The 14,762-nt window shown below is 49.5% G+C and carries 14 protein-coding genes; 7 read left to right on the top strand and 7 right to left on the bottom strand.

What is annotated here, in order from left to right; all coding sequences use genetic code 11:
- Positions 1-44 precede the first annotated feature (44 nt).
- From R5268_RS13735 to R5268_RS13705, 7 genes are all read left to right on the top strand, one after another.
- Positions 45-2,543, top strand: coding sequence for a fimbria/pilus outer membrane usher protein (locus R5268_RS13735; protein ID WP_317419482.1), 2,499 nt, complete (start codon positions 45-47; stop codon positions 2,541-2,543).
- Between the two features lie 61 nt (positions 2,544-2,604).
- On the top strand, positions 2,605-3,339 hold the full coding sequence (locus tag R5268_RS13730) for a molecular chaperone (protein WP_052927948.1): 735 nt from the start codon (positions 2,605-2,607) through the stop codon (positions 3,337-3,339).
- Positions 3,340-3,358: 19 nt separating this feature from the next.
- Positions 3,359-3,850, top strand: coding sequence for a fimbrial protein (locus R5268_RS13725; RefSeq protein ID WP_182106007.1), 492 nt, complete (start codon positions 3,359-3,361; stop codon positions 3,848-3,850).
- Positions 3,851-3,859: 9 nt separating this feature from the next.
- On the top strand, positions 3,860-4,342 hold the full coding sequence (locus R5268_RS13720; protein ID WP_123567832.1) for a fimbrial protein: 483 nt from the start codon (positions 3,860-3,862) through the stop codon (positions 4,340-4,342).
- Positions 4,342-4,884: a fimbrial protein gene (locus R5268_RS13715; protein WP_220457072.1), complete on the top strand. Its 543-nt coding sequence runs from the start codon at positions 4,342-4,344 to the stop codon at positions 4,882-4,884. Before R5268_RS13720 ends, R5268_RS13715 begins: the two co-directional genes overlap by 1 nt.
- Positions 4,885-4,891: 7 nt before the next feature.
- Positions 4,892-5,755 carry an MrfJ gene (locus tag R5268_RS13710; protein ID WP_107680606.1) on the top strand — a complete coding sequence of 288 codons (864 nt, stop codon included), beginning with the start codon at positions 4,892-4,894 and terminating at the stop codon, positions 5,753-5,755.
- Positions 5,756-5,854: 99 nt separating this feature from the next.
- Entirely contained in the window at positions 5,855-6,757 is a 903-nt protein-coding gene (locus R5268_RS13705; protein ID WP_046894329.1) for a LysR family transcriptional regulator ArgP, read from the top strand.
- Between the two features lie 30 nt (positions 6,758-6,787).
- Here R5268_RS13705 and fba read toward each other — a convergent pair whose 3' ends face one another.
- The 7 genes from fba to R5268_RS13670 form a co-directional block, all read right to left on the bottom strand.
- On the bottom strand, positions 6,788-7,651 hold the full coding sequence (gene fba, locus R5268_RS13700) for a class II fructose-1,6-bisphosphate aldolase (RefSeq protein WP_004241136.1): 864 nt from the start codon (positions 7,649-7,651) through the stop codon (positions 6,788-6,790).
- A gap of 84 nt (positions 7,652-7,735) precedes the next feature.
- Positions 7,736-8,701 carry a carbohydrate kinase family protein gene (locus tag R5268_RS13695; RefSeq protein ID WP_182106005.1) on the bottom strand — a complete coding sequence of 322 codons (966 nt, stop codon included), beginning with the start codon at positions 8,699-8,701 and terminating at the stop codon, positions 7,736-7,738.
- 34 nt (positions 8,702-8,735) lie between these two features.
- Positions 8,736-10,130 (bottom strand): PTS ascorbate transporter subunit IIC, encoded by a 1,395-nt coding sequence (locus R5268_RS13690; RefSeq protein WP_046894328.1) that lies wholly within the window; start codon positions 10,128-10,130, stop codon positions 8,736-8,738.
- 29 nt (positions 10,131-10,159) lie between these two features.
- Entirely contained in the window at positions 10,160-10,441 is a 282-nt protein-coding gene (locus R5268_RS13685) for a PTS sugar transporter subunit IIB (protein WP_046894327.1), read from the bottom strand.
- On the bottom strand, positions 10,438-10,887 hold the full coding sequence (locus R5268_RS13680; protein WP_046894326.1) for a PTS sugar transporter subunit IIA: 450 nt from the start codon (positions 10,885-10,887) through the stop codon (positions 10,438-10,440). The genes R5268_RS13685 and R5268_RS13680 overlap by 4 nt, the downstream gene beginning before the upstream one ends.
- A gap of 411 nt (positions 10,888-11,298) precedes the next feature.
- A complete protein-coding gene (locus R5268_RS13675) occupies positions 11,299-12,399 on the bottom strand; it encodes an ABC transporter substrate-binding protein (protein WP_247719124.1) in 1,101 nt (366 codons plus the stop codon).
- Between the two features lie 10 nt (positions 12,400-12,409).
- A complete protein-coding gene (locus tag R5268_RS13670) occupies positions 12,410-14,623 on the bottom strand; it encodes a TonB-dependent siderophore receptor (protein WP_107680603.1) in 2,214 nt (737 codons plus the stop codon).
- Positions 14,624-14,762 lie beyond the last annotated feature (139 nt).

Below are 14,762 nucleotides of genomic sequence, written 5' to 3'. Positions count from 1 at the left end.
CGCCCGCCACTGCATAATAAAGTCAGCGGTGGCAGGCATATTTCATGAAGCTCAGAACAACAATAAAAATAATAACAGCTTCTGTGATTGCAGCTATTCAGATAAATAACGCATTTGCTGAAGAGGCCGTTAATTTTAATACATCATTCCTGGATGCAGACAGTCAGGAAATTGATTTTTCTAAATTCAGCCGGGCTAATTATGTTATGCCGGGCACTTATCCTCTGGCCATAAAGCTGAACAACCATGTTATTACCGGTGATGAAAATATTCTTTTTTATACTCCCGGTTATGATCCGGAAATAACAGTCCCTTGTATTACACCTGAATTATTTAAACAGCTTGCCATGAAAAATGAATGGCAGGATAAAGTCAGCTGGACAGAGCAGGATACACTGCAGTGTCTTGATATCCGCACCGTACCAGAGATGCAGACTGTTGGTGATATTGCGGATAATAAACTCAGCATTCAGATACCCCAGGCCTACATGGCATACAGTGATCCGTCATGGGACCCGCCTGAACGCTGGGACGACGGCATCGCCGGAATAATATTCGACTATAATGCCACCATCACCCACAGTAATTACCAGTCAGGCAGCGATAACGATAAAAGCAGCAAAACGGATGTTATCAGCTATGGTGATACCGGTGTCAATCTCGGCGCATGGCGTGTACGTGCGGAATGGCAGGCGACCGGCGGTGACAGTGCGAAACATGCAAAAAGCTGGCGCTGGAACCAGGTTTACGCTTACCGGGCAATTCGTGATCTCAGCGCACGCCTGATGTTCGGTGAACAGTATCTGACCTCAGAACTGTTCGAAGGCTTCCGTTACACCGGCCTGAGCCTGGAAACAGATGAAAATATGTTCCCGCCGCTGCTGCGCGGCTATGCTCCGGAAGTTGCCGGGGTTGCCCGCACCAACGCTACTGTGATTATCCGCCAGGGGGAACGTATCATTTATCAGGAACAGGTCAGCAAAGGGCCGTTCCGTATCCGTGATATGAACTACATCGGCGACGGCACACTGAATGTCACCGTTAAAGAGCAGGATGGCAGTGAGCAGCATTTCACCATTGAAACATCACGCCTTTCCATGCTGATCCGTCCCGGCCAGTTTCTGTTTAAACTGGCGGCGGGTAAACCGCTCTCAGATGATCACAAAACTGAGGGTCCGGCGTTCGGTACAGGCAGTTTCTCGCGGGGGATGAGCAACAACACCACGCTGTTCGGCGGGGTACTTGCGGCAACAGACTACCAGAACGTGTCTCTCGGGATTGGCCGGGATATCGCACCGTTCGGGGTCTTTTCCGCGAAAGTCTCTTATTCACGGGCAAATACGGGTGATTTTTCCGGTAAACAACATAGCGCCGGCGGCTCTTACAGCATCACTTATTCCAAAGAATTCGATGCCATCAACAGCCAGCTGACGTTCGCCGGTTACCGCTTTTCAGAGCGGGGTTATATGACCATGAACCAGTTTGTGGATCTGCGCTACCGCGGCGGAAATACTGACAGCAGCAAAGAGATGTATAACATCATCTTTAACAAGGTGTTCCCGTCTCTGCGTATGAATGTCTATCTGAATTACAGTCATCAGACATTCTGGAATAAACCGGGCATTAATAACTACAGCATGACCCTTTCCCGCAACTTTGACTGGGGAGAGAAAAAGAATCTCAGCCTGAGTATGTCAGCCTACCGGACAGAGTCAGACTCGACAAAAGATAACGGCGTATACGCCAGTTTGTCTGTTCCGCTCGATGACAACAGAGGCATGTTCAGTTACAGCGGCAGTTACAACAAAAATTCCCGCAGTAACAACGTGAACTATTATAGTGATATTGATAATTCAAGTAACTATTCACTGTCTGCCGGGGAAGGCGACGGCAGAGTAAACCTGGCGGGTTTCTATACCAATGAGGGGGGAAATAATTACCTTTCACTGAGCGGAACCTACATTCAGGATAATGTGATCACGGTATCCGGCCAGTCACGCGGCGGCTTTACCCTGACCGGTGAAGGTGCGGCATTCCACCGCAGCGGCAACACAATGGCGCCGCGTATTCTGGCGGACACCAGCGGTACCGCGGATATTAATGTGCGCGGCACCGGTAAAGCAGTACGGACCAATACGTTCGGCAAAGCCGTTATCCCGGTGGCGACCGCCTATTCGCGCGGACAGTTATCGCTTGACCTTGATGCGATGCCGGATAATGCAGAAGCACTGACCTCCGTTCAGCAGGCGACGCTGACCTCCGGAGCAATTGGTTACCGGAAATTTAATGTTGTCGAAGGCTATAAAATCATGGGTATTATTGCCATGAATGATAATACCCATCCGCCTTTCGGTGCTTCTGTCATTAATGACAAAAATGCGGAGATCGGTATCGTTGCCGATAACGGCTCGGCTTATCTGACCGGTATACAGTCAGGTCAGACGCTGAAGGTGGCCTGGGGCGGACAGACACAATGTACTGTTCGTATCCCGGAAATAAAGGATAATAACGTTCAGTTTAATATGCTGCTGCCTTGTCAGTAAGTCAGGCGGTACCGGTTTGTATTTTACAGAATTAACAAATGAATCCGTAAGGAACTTTAACATGAGAAAAGTGACCACTTTATTCTGCGCCGCACTCACGACTCTGGCCGCTATTCCGGTGACTGCCGGTGCGGCCATCGCACTCGACAGAACCCGTGTTATTTATAATGAAGGTGACAAAGCCGTACCGCTGACGGTCACCAATGAGCATCTCAGCAAACCGTATCTGGCGCAGTCCTGGATTGAAAACACGGCAGGGCAGAAAGTCACCTCTCCGGTGTTTGTGACCCCGCCGGTTCAGCGGATTGAGCCTAACAGCAAAAGCCAGATTAAAGTGCAGCTCTCCCCGGAAGCCGCCTCGTTACCGGCTGATCGCGAATCCGTCTTTTATCTGAATGTCCGTGAAATTCCGCCGGCCGCAGAGAAAAGCAACGTGCTGCAAATTGCCCTGCAAACCAAAATAAAACTGTTCTACCGCCCGAAAGCGATTCAGGTTCAGGAGCGGATGGAGAAAATCACCGGCGCGGAAGGTATCCGTCTGTCTCAGAATGGCGGTCAGTACACCATTGAAAATACAACACCGTACCATCTGTCGGTCACCCGCCTGGATGCCACCGGCGGAAAAGAAATTAAATTTGAGCCGCTGATGGTATCACCGAAAGCCTCCGCCTCTTTCAGTGCACCTGCGCTGGGTAACGCGCCGGTTGTTTATTATGTTAACGACTACGGTGATACCAAACCGCTGAAATTCAGCTGTGCCGGTAACACCTGCACCGTGCAGTCAGACAGCCAGTAATTCACAGGAGGAACCGCCGATGACACTGACCACGCTTTTCCGTACCGGCTGCGCGGCGATACTGAGCCTGCCGGTGATGGTCTCCGGCGGTTCTTATACCTATATCGATGTATATGTCGTCGGTGAAATTATCGCCGCTCCCTGTAAGATAAATCAGGGAAAAAATATTCTGGTGGATTTTAAAGACGTTATCACCACAGAGATTGATAACGACAATTACAGTGAAAAACTCGATTACCTGATCGAGTGTCAGGACAACCGCGCCAGGGGGATAAGAATGTATATCAGCGGTACCTCATCCTCCGTTGACAGCCGCTACCTTTCCACCAGCGCCGGCGATCTGGCTGTCAAATTTCAGGCTGACAACCGGTTACTGCCGCTGAATGAAAAAATTACGGTTCAGTATCCGGTTCAGCCGGACATTCGTGTCGTACTGGCCAAAAAGCCGGGGGCAAAACTCCCTGCCGGTGATTTCAGTGCAAACGCCACTATCCATATTGAGTACGAATAAGGAGTTGTGATGCGATTTTTCACCACGATGCTGCTTCTGGCCTGTATTCCGGGATACGCGTTTGCGGCATTACACAGCTCCGCGGATATCCGGATCTCCGGAAAGCTGGTACCGCCGCCGCCCTGCAAAGTAAATAATAACGAGGAAATCCTGGTTGATTTTCAGCGTATCCAGATAAAAACACTGGAGAAATCTGATATCCGCAGAGAGGTGGATATTCCGTTTGTCTGTGAGCAGGAATCTGAGAATTTTAAATATTATCTCACCGTTGACGGGCCGCGGTCGCCGTTCAATAACAAACTGCTGAAAACCAACCGCAACAATCTGGGCTTTAATGTTGAGCTTGCCGGGGTAAAACTGGATTTGGGGAAAGCGCAACTGGTTAACAACCGCCATCTGACATTTACCATTGTGCTGACTAAAAACCCGGACGGTAACGTCACGCCGGGCACTTTCAGCGGCACCGGTACAGTAACAATGGAGTATTTCTGATGAACCGGTTCTCTGCTTTCAGTCTGTTATTCAGCAGCGCTCTGGCACTCTCCGCCGCCTTTATCCCGGCAGGTCATGCCGCAGATAACCTTCGGGTGATCGGGGAGCTGTTTAACGATCCCTGTACATTATTACCGGAGAATAAAGATCTGCTGGTGGATTTCAGTGATGTTTCCCTGCCGGATCTGTATGAGGGGATTGAGGTGCGCAAATCCTTTTCCCTGATCCTGTCTGACTGTGATATTACCGATATGAACCGGTTCAAAATTAAATTCACCGGTACCGCGCCCCCGGATATGCCGTCCTATCTGGCGCTTGATCCGTCCAGTGATGCCGGCGGATTTTCTGTCGGTATCCGGACTGATAATATTTCGCTGATCCCGCTGAATCAGTTTTCCAATGCGATTACCATTGCCGGAAACGGCGAGAATACCATCCGTTTTACGGCTTTTCTTCAGGTCGATCCGAAAGCAAAAGCCGGTAAAACGATTAAGTACGGTGCATTTAACGCCACCGCTTTTCTGACTATCGATTATTTCTGAGGCCGGTATGACAACGATTATCCGTTATATCAGTGTGCTGACTGCACTCATATTTTTCTCGCTGCCCGTCCGTGCAGACCTTTACAGTTATATTACCCGCTCAGAAGGAAAACCGACGAATATCGATTATTACTACACTATTTCAGCCTGGACCCCGCCTCTGCGCGGCAGTGCCCACCCGTGCAAAGTCGCCGGTCTGTCCGGCAAATGCTATGCCAATATTAACCACCGCCATGTCAACGGCGACAAGGGCGGAATTGCGGGCCGTAATGATGAAACATTTAACCAGCGCTGCCGTAATATGGATTTAAATACACTGAGCGATGGCTTTGAGGTTTACAGGTATATTTACGATAACTGCTTCGGCGGATTACCTTACAGCGGTACAACCAACCATGTCGGAACCGCAATCCGTAATGAGTGTGTCACCCTTTTTCTGACATCAACGCCCAATGGCGGCAACGGTGATATGTATCCCGGTGCTATTTGTGGTGTGTCCCCGCCTCCCGGCGGAATATGCAGTTTTGACCTCGATCGCCCGGGTGCGGTTTTAAACCATCAGAAAGTGCCGGAAGATGCCATTAATGGTCACCAGGCATCTGAGTATCTGACAATGAAGTGCAGTAAAGATACGGTTGTCCGGATTTATTCCGTGACTGACTCAAGTGCCCGGCTGAAACTGAAAAATAACCTGTATACCCGGCTGACACTGAATGACTATCTGCTTGATGCCCGCAGCGGCGGCTCAGCTATCTATGTCCGGGAGGGCTATCCGAACACAGCTCTGCTGAAAAGCACGCTTGAAACGACCGGTCCGGTAGAGCCCGGTTCATTCTACGGCAATATATCCATTATTATGACCATCGACTGACCTCCGCTTACGCGCCGGTATTCCCGTACCGGCGCTTTTCCTCCTGCTGCCCTTTTCGTGTAGAATAGCCGTACTTTTCGCCATCACCGCAGGGCCGCCATGAAGAATGTCGATTACAAATCACTGAGATTGCTCGATCTTATTATCAAAGAACAGGGATTCGAAAAAGCCTCAGCGAAACTCTTTATTACACAATCGGCAGTTTCCCAGCGGGTAAAACAGCTGGAAAATCAGGTCGGCTCCCTGCTGCTGACACGCACCGTGCCGCCAAAGCCGACTGAACTCGGCCAGAAACTGCTGGGTCTTCTTTATCATGTTGATTTAATTGAGCATGACGCCTTTGATAATGAAAGCGGCAATCATGTGGTTACCATCCCGATTTCCATCAACGCTGACTCCCTGGCAACCTGGTTTTTATCTGCTATCAAACCAATCCTGGATGACCGCGCCATTCGCCTGGATATTAAAGTGGATGATGAGAGCCGGACACTCGACTATCTGCTTAAAGGGGAAGCCGTCGGAGCTATCAGTATGCAGCCGCTGCCGGCTGTCGGCGGAACCTGTGATTATCTGGGCGCGATGGATTATATCTTTGTATCCAGCCCGGCTTTTGCGGAAAAATATTTCAGTAACGGGGTGACTAAAGAAGCCCTGCTGCGGGCACCGGTGGTGTCCTTTAACCATTCCTCAGATATGCACCATATCTTTTTGCAGGAGTATTTCCGGTTAACGCCGGGAAGCCTGAACAGCCATATCGTGCCGTCATCAGAGGCCTATATTCAGCTGGTACTGCAAAACTCTGCCTGCTGTATGATTGCGGAACATCAGATTAAACATGAGCTTGAATCCGGACGGATGATTAACCTGGTGCCGGAACTGGTACAGCAAAAACAGCTTTACTGGCACCGTTACCAGCCGGAATCAGGCACATTACAGCGGATTTCAGAAGCCATTATTACTAACGCCAAAGATTACCTGACCCAATCCCCGGTGACCGCCTGAAAGGCGGCCACCACCACAGGATCTGACTGTTCAGAGAGACTGCCCGGCAGAACCGAACAGACGCATCCGCTCTTCCACACGCTCTGCAACCGGCTGTAATCCTTTCATAATCACTTTGCGCGGGTCGTTAATATCATGTGCGCCCTGCTGCTCAAACTGCTCTTTCACTGACAAACACCACGCATACATATTTTCCGTATTGACGTTGATTTTTGCCGTACCGAGTGAAATGGCTTTCTTCATATCCTCATCTGAAATACCGGTACCGCCGTGCAGCACCAGCGGCACTTTCACCAGTTGCGCGATATGCTGCATTTCCGCAAAACCGAGCTTCGCTTTGCCCTTATACAAACCGTGTGTCGAACCGAGCGCCGCTGCCAGACAATCCACACCGGTTTCTTCCACCAGCTTCTGACATTCTGCCGGGTCCGCATAAATCACGTGAGAATTAACAATGCCGTCCTCACTGCCTGCAATCGTACCCAGTTCGGCTTCCACAGACACACCACGGCGGTGAGCATATGTCACCAGACGTTTGGTAATGGCCAGATTCTCAGCAAACGGCATATGTGAACCGTCGAACATCACCGAGCTGAAACCGGCTTTAATTGCCGCTTCACAGGCTTCATAAGACTGGCCGTGATCCAGATGCAGTGCCACCGGCACATCTATTTCCAGAAACTCCATCGCATTCACCACAATATCGTGAATACATTTCAGCCCGAGCATATGTTTTATGGTCCCGCCGGAGACACCTAAAATAACCGGGGAACGCAGTTGCTGTGCAACTTTTAATACTGTTCCTGTCCACTCCAGGTTATTAATATTAAACTGACCGACGGCGTACTGGCGTGCAAAGGCACGATTGAGCATATTCTCCATCGAAACTAACATCGGATTTCCCCTTGTTGGCGTATAACTGAAATTTAATTAAAAATCAGAATTTAATAGAAACCAGAATTTAATCAAAAACCAGAATTAATCAAAATAGTGCTTCAGGTTTCTTTCGTATTTATTCACCGCATTATGGACATCCGCCAAATCCGGCATTGATTCGCGCACCCCTTTTTTCTCAATTGAGATCGCTGCTGACAGACTGGCGAATAAAATAATATTTTCGATATGCCAGTTATAATGAACTCCGTACGTAAATGCGCCGTGGAATATATCACCGGCACCGGTGGTATCAATCGCATTACAAATAAATGCCGGTGATATTGTCAGCATTCCGTTTTGCAGATACGCGCAGCCTTTCTCACCCAGCGTAATAAATGCCTCACCCCGGGCCAATTTATTCAGTTCCGTTAATGCTGTTTTTAGCTGAATATCGGTGGTGAATTTATCAATCTCAATCAGGTCACGGGCAAAGTTTTCACTGGCGACCAGATAATCGGTATATTTTGCCAGATTTAAATTGCTTTCCCGCAGTGACCCCGCGTCCATCACGACGCGGGCATCCGGCAGACGGGTCAGAATATATTCACTCAGCTCCGGTTCATGACCATCAATTAATACCGTGATGACTTCCCCTTTATCCTCCTGTGTCAGGCGGGTAATCAGCTCATCAATTTTCAGTTTCTCTTCGAATGTCATACGCGGCGGCGAGACCAGTTTGCGCGTAATAATTGTCCGGGAACCATTTAACTGATTCACTAATACAGATGCCAGCGGTGTGATCATTTCATCGTTAAAAATGACGTAATCGGTATTCACACCCACATCATGAAACTCATCAATAATTTTCTGACCATAGATATCGTGGTTAAGGTGTCCGGTAAAATAAATATCCTCCCCCCACAATCCCAGTAACCATGCTGCATTGGCACAGGGTCCGCCGCCGCTTTCAATAAAATCGCCGGAGAAATTTTTGCTGTTCTCCTCCGGCCAGCGGTTAAGGAAGAAGAACTGGTCGAAGCAGGATAAACCGACAGAAATTACTGCCATAACAACTCCTTAAAGCCTTTCGTCAGTATCATGTTTACTTATGTGCGCGATCTTTTTCCATTAACTCGTCATAGCTCAGGGTATCACCCACCACTTTGACTGATTTAAAGGCAAACGGCGCCAGTAATGCCAGAACCAGAACAAAACAAATCAGGTAAATCGCAATCTGACCGAAGTGGGTAAAGGCTTCCCCGATAACAATGCCCCATACCGCGAAGTCAAAGTCTGCAAAGGTACTGTTCTCGAAGCCCAGGTTGCCCAGCGCCGGTAACAGCATTGCCGGTAAGAAGGCCAGGAAAATACCGCCGATAAAGGAGGCGATAATACAGCCTTTTTTGCCGCCCAGTTTGTCCGCAAAGACACCGGATGTACCGCCGCAGAAGAAGTGCGGCACCATACCCGGGATAATCAGCGCCATGCCCAGACCACCCAGCATCAGCATACCGACAAGGCCGCCGATAAAGGAGCTGATAAAGCCGATGACCACCGCTGTCGGGCTGAAGGTAAAGAAGACCGCACAGTCAACTGCCGGAATAGAGTTCGGGATCAGTTTCTGGCTGATACCCTGGAACGCAGGTACGAGGTCGCCCAGGATTAAACGCACACCGCTGTAGACAATCGCCACACCCACCGCAAACTGCAAACCGGTCAGGATGGAGAAAATCACCATGTTCTGCTCTGTGATAGTGCTGATATAAGCGGAACCGGCAACGATGCTGCACACCAGATAAATCACCACCATCACAATACCGGTAGTTACCGTGGTATCGCGCAGGAAGCCCCATTTTTCTGAAATTTCAGTATCCGCAAATGAGTTTTCCGCTTTACCGGTTTTTGATGCAATCCAGGCTGACAGATAATAGCCGAGGGAACCAAAGTGCCCCATGGCAATACCGCCGTCTTCCGTTACACGTTTGGTATAACGCTGTCCGATCGCCGGTGAAATAGCGGACCAGGACCCCAGCAGGAAACCGCCGATAATCACCATTTCCCAGCCTTTGAAATTCGCGGCCTGTAATACCGCCGAGAATAAGCAGGCTAAAAAGAAAGAGTGGTGACCGGTTAAAAAGATATATTTATATTTAGTGAAGCGGGCAATCGCCAGGTTGAAAATAAAGCCGAGTAATAAAATACTCATGGTTTCCACACCCAGTAATTTCTGGGCAACAGAAACAATTGCTTCGTTATTCGGAATAACACCCCGGATATTAAAACCGGCTTCAATAATACCGCCGAGCGGATTCAGGTTTGCCACAATAACACCGGCACCTGCACTCAGCATTAAATAACCGAGGATCGGTTTTAATGTCCCAGTTAATAATTTATTGACCGGTGACCGTAATGCCAGCAACCCCACCAGGGAGATAATCCCCATAAGAAAGGCAGGCTGACTGAATATCTCAGTCAGGAATGAGAGAATATAAGCCATAATTTAATTCCTGTAACAAGAATGAACTATCAGGATTGACTCAGTTTCAGTAAAGCATCTTTAATATCTTCCGCAATTTTGGCTTTATGCACATAACTGCGGATCACGGCCACTTCACACTGCGGCGGAAATTGTGATGCCAGTTCTTTAATCGTGACATACAGATCCGCTCTCTCACCGACGGCATTCGCAAAATCCACCGACGCCACATCGGCTTTTATGCCCATCTCCTCACAAATTTTTTTCACATTATTGGCGGCCATTAATGAGCTGCCGATACCATTGCCGCACACAGTTCTTATTTTAATCATGCTGTCCTCTCTATCGACGTCCGGATAAATTGCAATATCTGTTCTTTGTTATTATCTTTTACAAACTCAGTAATATTGTTCTCAATCAGATCAGCCACGGTCTGAATCAGATGAATATGGGTATCTGAATCTGTCGCGCTGATAGCAATAATGACATTGACCGGATCAAACTCCTCATGATGAAACACCAGCGGTGTCCCGGTCACCACCACCGAAAACGCGGTTTTCAGTGCGCCTTTCTCCGGTCTTGCATGCGGCATCGCCACCCCGGTATCCAGCACAATCACCGGACCGAACTCATGATATACGCGGATCATTTCCTCAATATAATCAGGGGTACAGGCGCCTGACTTTTGCAGTAACTCACCGGCATACCGGATGCCCTCTTCCGGAGACGTAAAATTCTGATTCAGGGATAACAGCCCGCTCTCAAAATGAATATCCAAAACCGAACTCCTGATGTGATTTTTTCTTATTTTAAAGATGGCCTATTTACCGCTAAATAAATAGCGACAAAGATCACATTCCGGTTTTAAGAATGTGAGGACGATCTCGTTTGCCTGAAATAACGCTTTATCGTGTAAAGCAAAAAATAATCCTGTTAATTCATGTAATTACTTTTTACCGGAAATATCTCTGTTTTGATTTACCGGGCTGAATATGTGGCCTGAGTCATAGTTTCCCTGATAAAAATAAGATGTTCATCACACTTTTGGGGGTATTGAATCGTCACTTTGCGGGGCGGATCAAACTGAAGGGCGAAATTGATTTATTTTTAACCGGCGATAAAAAAACAGAAGCCCGGCAACGTTATTTTGTGCCGGGCTTCTGCGCTGTTTTTTCTGACTGACAGATAATTACTGCATCGTCACCCAGAACGTTCCTGCACCACTGATCGCGGTAAACCGCTGATGGAATGACATCATTTCTGCCTGCGGATTCAGGTCACGGAATGCCTGCGGATGGAAAAATGCAGCCAGTGCTTCGGCAGCAAAAATATTCAGCGGGCTGTTATAGAAATTATGGTAAACCGCCATCACACGCCCGGATTTTACTGCCTCCAGTGAAGATAATCCCTGCCGGTTCATCAGCGCGGTCATCTCTTTCTTTGCCGGTTCCGGCGGAATACCGTATCCGAGTGTCACCGCTTCAGAGCGGCGGCTGTACTGTCTCCAGTCCGCACCGGTCAGGACATAAAATTGCGGATTCAGATCCAGAATCGTTTCGATACTGCTCTCCGCACCGTTTGCCGGTATTGTGTCACGCACCAGATTATTACCACCCGCAATATCCGTCAGTTCCCCGAATCCCGTACGACCGTACAGGCGACAGCAGGCATTGCCGAATATCCCCGCACTGCTTTCAATCAGCACGGATGGCTTTTGTTCCGGCAGGCGCTGACGCAGCGCGGCCAGCTTAGTCCGGTAATATTCCGAGAACTCCGCTGCCCGTCCTTCGGTTTCAAACAGCGCGCCGATAATCTGAATACTTTTCGGCGTGTTTTCTGTCATTTCACTACGGAAATCGATAAAAATCACCGGAATACCCGCCGCTTCCAGTTGCGGCAGCAGATTCGAGCTTTTCATCAGCCCGTAGGACGATTTGTGCATCAGCACCGCATCCGGCGCCAACGTCAGCAGATTTTCTGTTGTAAATGTGCCGTCCTTGCTTTTCGGCAGAACCGGTAACCGCGCCAGTTCCGGCGCAGCGTCCAGATACGCCGCTTTCAGATCCGGTGCATAATGCGTCAGGGTATCACTCCACCCGCTGAGAGACGCAAAATGTGTTTTACCGGCGGCAATATCCACCGCCAGAATATCGCGGGCATCCGCAAGAAACAGCCGCTTAACCGGCGTGTTCACCGCCACGGACCGCCCCTGCAAATCAGTGATAATCTGCGTCTGAGCACGGACTCCAGTGCTCAGCAGCAGTGTCATCATCAATAGAAATATACGCATAAAACGGGCCTCAGAATGTCACCAGATAATTCAGTGCGAATGTCCGCCCGCGACCTTTATAGCTGTATAAGTCCGGTGCACCGTACGCCGGGCTGTACAGGATAGGTGCGCGCTGTCCCCACACGGTGGTGTAATCTTTATCCAGCAGGTTTTCGACCGCAAAGCTGACTTTACCCACCGGTAACTGATAGCTGCCGAGGAAATCGACGGTGTTATATCCGTCCAGTTTCTCCCCGTCCGCATCGGTCAGGCTGAAGGATTGCTGGCTTTGCAGACGCAGTGTCCAGTCTGACGGCTCCCAGGCCACATACGCGGTGACCTTGGACGGACTGGCAAACTTCACACTCCATTTTTCCCACTGATCGCCCGCTTTGGTCTCGGATTTGATCAGGTTGAAATTGGTGCCGACACGCCAGTCAGTATCTGCGATCGCGTAATCCGCCGCCCCTTCCACGCCGTAGATCCGGCGTTTGTCATCTTTCAGGAAGATGGTCATATCTTTCTTATTGATGTCGTAGCTGCTGTCAGACAGTGAATAGTACGCCGCCAGCTGGGTTTGCAGGCTGTCCCCGGTGTAACGCCAGCCCAGCTCGAAGGAGTTGACTTTGATACCTTTTACCCGCGTATCATTGATATTCACACTGTTGAGCAGCGGATAATGACCATTGACCGGCGAACCGTAAGTGCCGGTGCCGTAGAATTTGGCGATATCAGGAATTTCAAAGCCCTGGGAGAAATTAAACCAGGTCTGCTGTGTGTCAGTCAGATTGAGCAGCACCCCGGCATTAAATAACAGGTTGTTGTAATCCGTTTCCCCGCCCGGTACCGCATCCGCTGAAGTAGCTTTGCCTTCCGCAATCAGCTGTTGCTGCTGATACCCGGTGAAATCATCCACTTTATTTTTCGTGTACTGATAACGCACACCGCCGCTCAGGGTCACCAGCGGATTGATGTCGTAACTGCTTTGCAGAAACGCCGCCATCGTGGTGGTGGTGTAACCCGGATAACGTCCGGTGTTATAGGCGGAATCCAGCGTCAGTCCGTTGCTTTCCTTCGCTTTCTGCAGATTAAAGAACTTCTGGTTGGCACTGAATTTTTCATGCTCGGCATCCGCACCGTACGTTAGTGTCAGGTTATCCAGCGGCTTGCTGTTAAAAGTGACTTTACCGCCGTAGAAATCGGTTTTCTGCTCTGATGCGCTGATACTGCTGACGACATAATCCGGCTTTTTACCGCCCAGCGCCGGGAACGGATAGAAAGTCTGAGTTTCATCGCGGTAGTACGCCTGAGCCACCAGATCCTGTCCCAGCAGATCACTGTTGCTGTATTGCAGATTGACCATATGGCGTTTGGTGCCCGGAATACGGTCAGAATCCAGCTTATCACTGTTATGCGCCGTGCCTTTCCCTAAGACGGCCGCAAAATCTTTGCCGAGGTCGATCCCGTGTTTACCGTCAGATTCACTGTTGTAATATTGCGCCATCAGTTCCAGCGACTGGTGATCATCAATCGTCAGTGTTCCGGAGCCCATCACATCCAGCCGGTCAGAATACTGAAGTCCGGTCTGGGTGTTGTCGATCAGTACTTCGCGGCCTTTGCCGTCATACCAGCCGCCGTAACGCTGATAAGCCACGGATAAACGCCCGTAAGCCTGATCATTACCGCCGCTGACCGCCGCTGCTACGTTTTCATCATGATCCGAACCGTTGCGGAACCCGCTTTTACCGCCGATTTGAACCTCGACCTGTTTTTCCGCCTGACCTTTTTTAGTCACGATATTAATCAGACCACCGCTGCTGCCGCCACCGTACAGAGAGGTCGCCCCGGAAATTACTTCGATATGGTTGATATTGAACGGGTCAATAGAATCCAGCTGACGGCTGTCACTGCGTGATGAATTCAGGCGCACACCATCCACCATCACAATCATTGAACGCCCGCGCATATTCATGCCGTAGTTTGTCCGGCCCTGACCGCTGACACTCATCCCCGGGATCAGCTGTGCCAGGATATCTTTCAGCTCTTTACCGCCCTCCGCCTGCTGCGCGATATCCGCGTTATCAATTACCCAGGTGGTCTGGGCCATTTCAGCGACTGTCCGGTAGCTGCGTGAAGCAGAGACCACAATGGGTTCACCGGAATCAGTGGTGGTTGCGGCGAGGACTTCCGGCGTAATTAAAAGGGTCAGGCAGGGCGTCAGAAGACAAAGAGAGCGGATACGCATGTTATCTTTCCTGTAAGAATAAGAAGTTCAATATCACGCCGCTGATAATATTGACTGATAATGATTATCACAAGCAGAAATATTCTCTGCTTGTTTTTTAATATCTGATTTTCAGTGCGTGACTATTCACTGTGATATA

Origin of the sequence: Morganella sp. BCCO 40_0007, from assembly GCF_032989665.1 — a bacterium.
GTDB classification, from domain to species: Bacteria; Pseudomonadota; Gammaproteobacteria; order Enterobacterales; family Enterobacteriaceae; genus Morganella; species Morganella sibonii.
This window is presented reverse-complemented; position numbering and strand designations above follow the sequence as displayed.

Coding starts and splice junctions, on each gene's coding strand:
- R5268_RS13735 (WP_317419482.1), top strand. CDS start 45: ATGAAGCTCAGAACAACAATAAAAATAATAACAGCTTCTGTGATTGCA.
- R5268_RS13730 (WP_052927948.1), top strand. CDS start 2,605: ATGAGAAAAGTGACCACTTTATTCTGCGCCGCACTCACGACTCTGGCC.
- R5268_RS13725 (WP_182106007.1), top strand. CDS start 3,359: ATGACACTGACCACGCTTTTCCGTACCGGCTGCGCGGCGATACTGAGC.
- R5268_RS13720 (WP_123567832.1), top strand. CDS start 3,860: ATGCGATTTTTCACCACGATGCTGCTTCTGGCCTGTATTCCGGGATAC.
- R5268_RS13715 (WP_220457072.1), top strand. CDS start 4,342: ATGAACCGGTTCTCTGCTTTCAGTCTGTTATTCAGCAGCGCTCTGGCA.
- R5268_RS13710 (WP_107680606.1), top strand. CDS start 4,892: ATGACAACGATTATCCGTTATATCAGTGTGCTGACTGCACTCATATTT.
- R5268_RS13705 (WP_046894329.1), top strand. CDS start 5,855: ATGAAGAATGTCGATTACAAATCACTGAGATTGCTCGATCTTATTATC.
- fba (WP_004241136.1), bottom strand. CDS start 7,651: ATGTTAGTTTCGATGGAGAATATGCTCAATCGTGCCTTTGCACGCCAG.
- R5268_RS13695 (WP_182106005.1), bottom strand. CDS start 8,701: ATGGCAGTAATTTCTGTCGGTTTATCCTGCTTCGACCAGTTCTTCTTC.
- R5268_RS13690 (WP_046894328.1), bottom strand. CDS start 10,130: ATGGCTTATATTCTCTCATTCCTGACTGAGATATTCAGTCAGCCTGCC.
- R5268_RS13685 (WP_046894327.1), bottom strand. CDS start 10,441: ATGATTAAAATAAGAACTGTGTGCGGCAATGGTATCGGCAGCTCATTA.
- R5268_RS13675 (WP_247719124.1), bottom strand. CDS start 12,399: ATGCGTATATTTCTATTGATGATGACACTGCTGCTGAGCACTGGAGTC.
- R5268_RS13670 (WP_107680603.1), bottom strand. CDS start 14,623: ATGCGTATCCGCTCTCTTTGTCTTCTGACGCCCTGCCTGACCCTTTTA.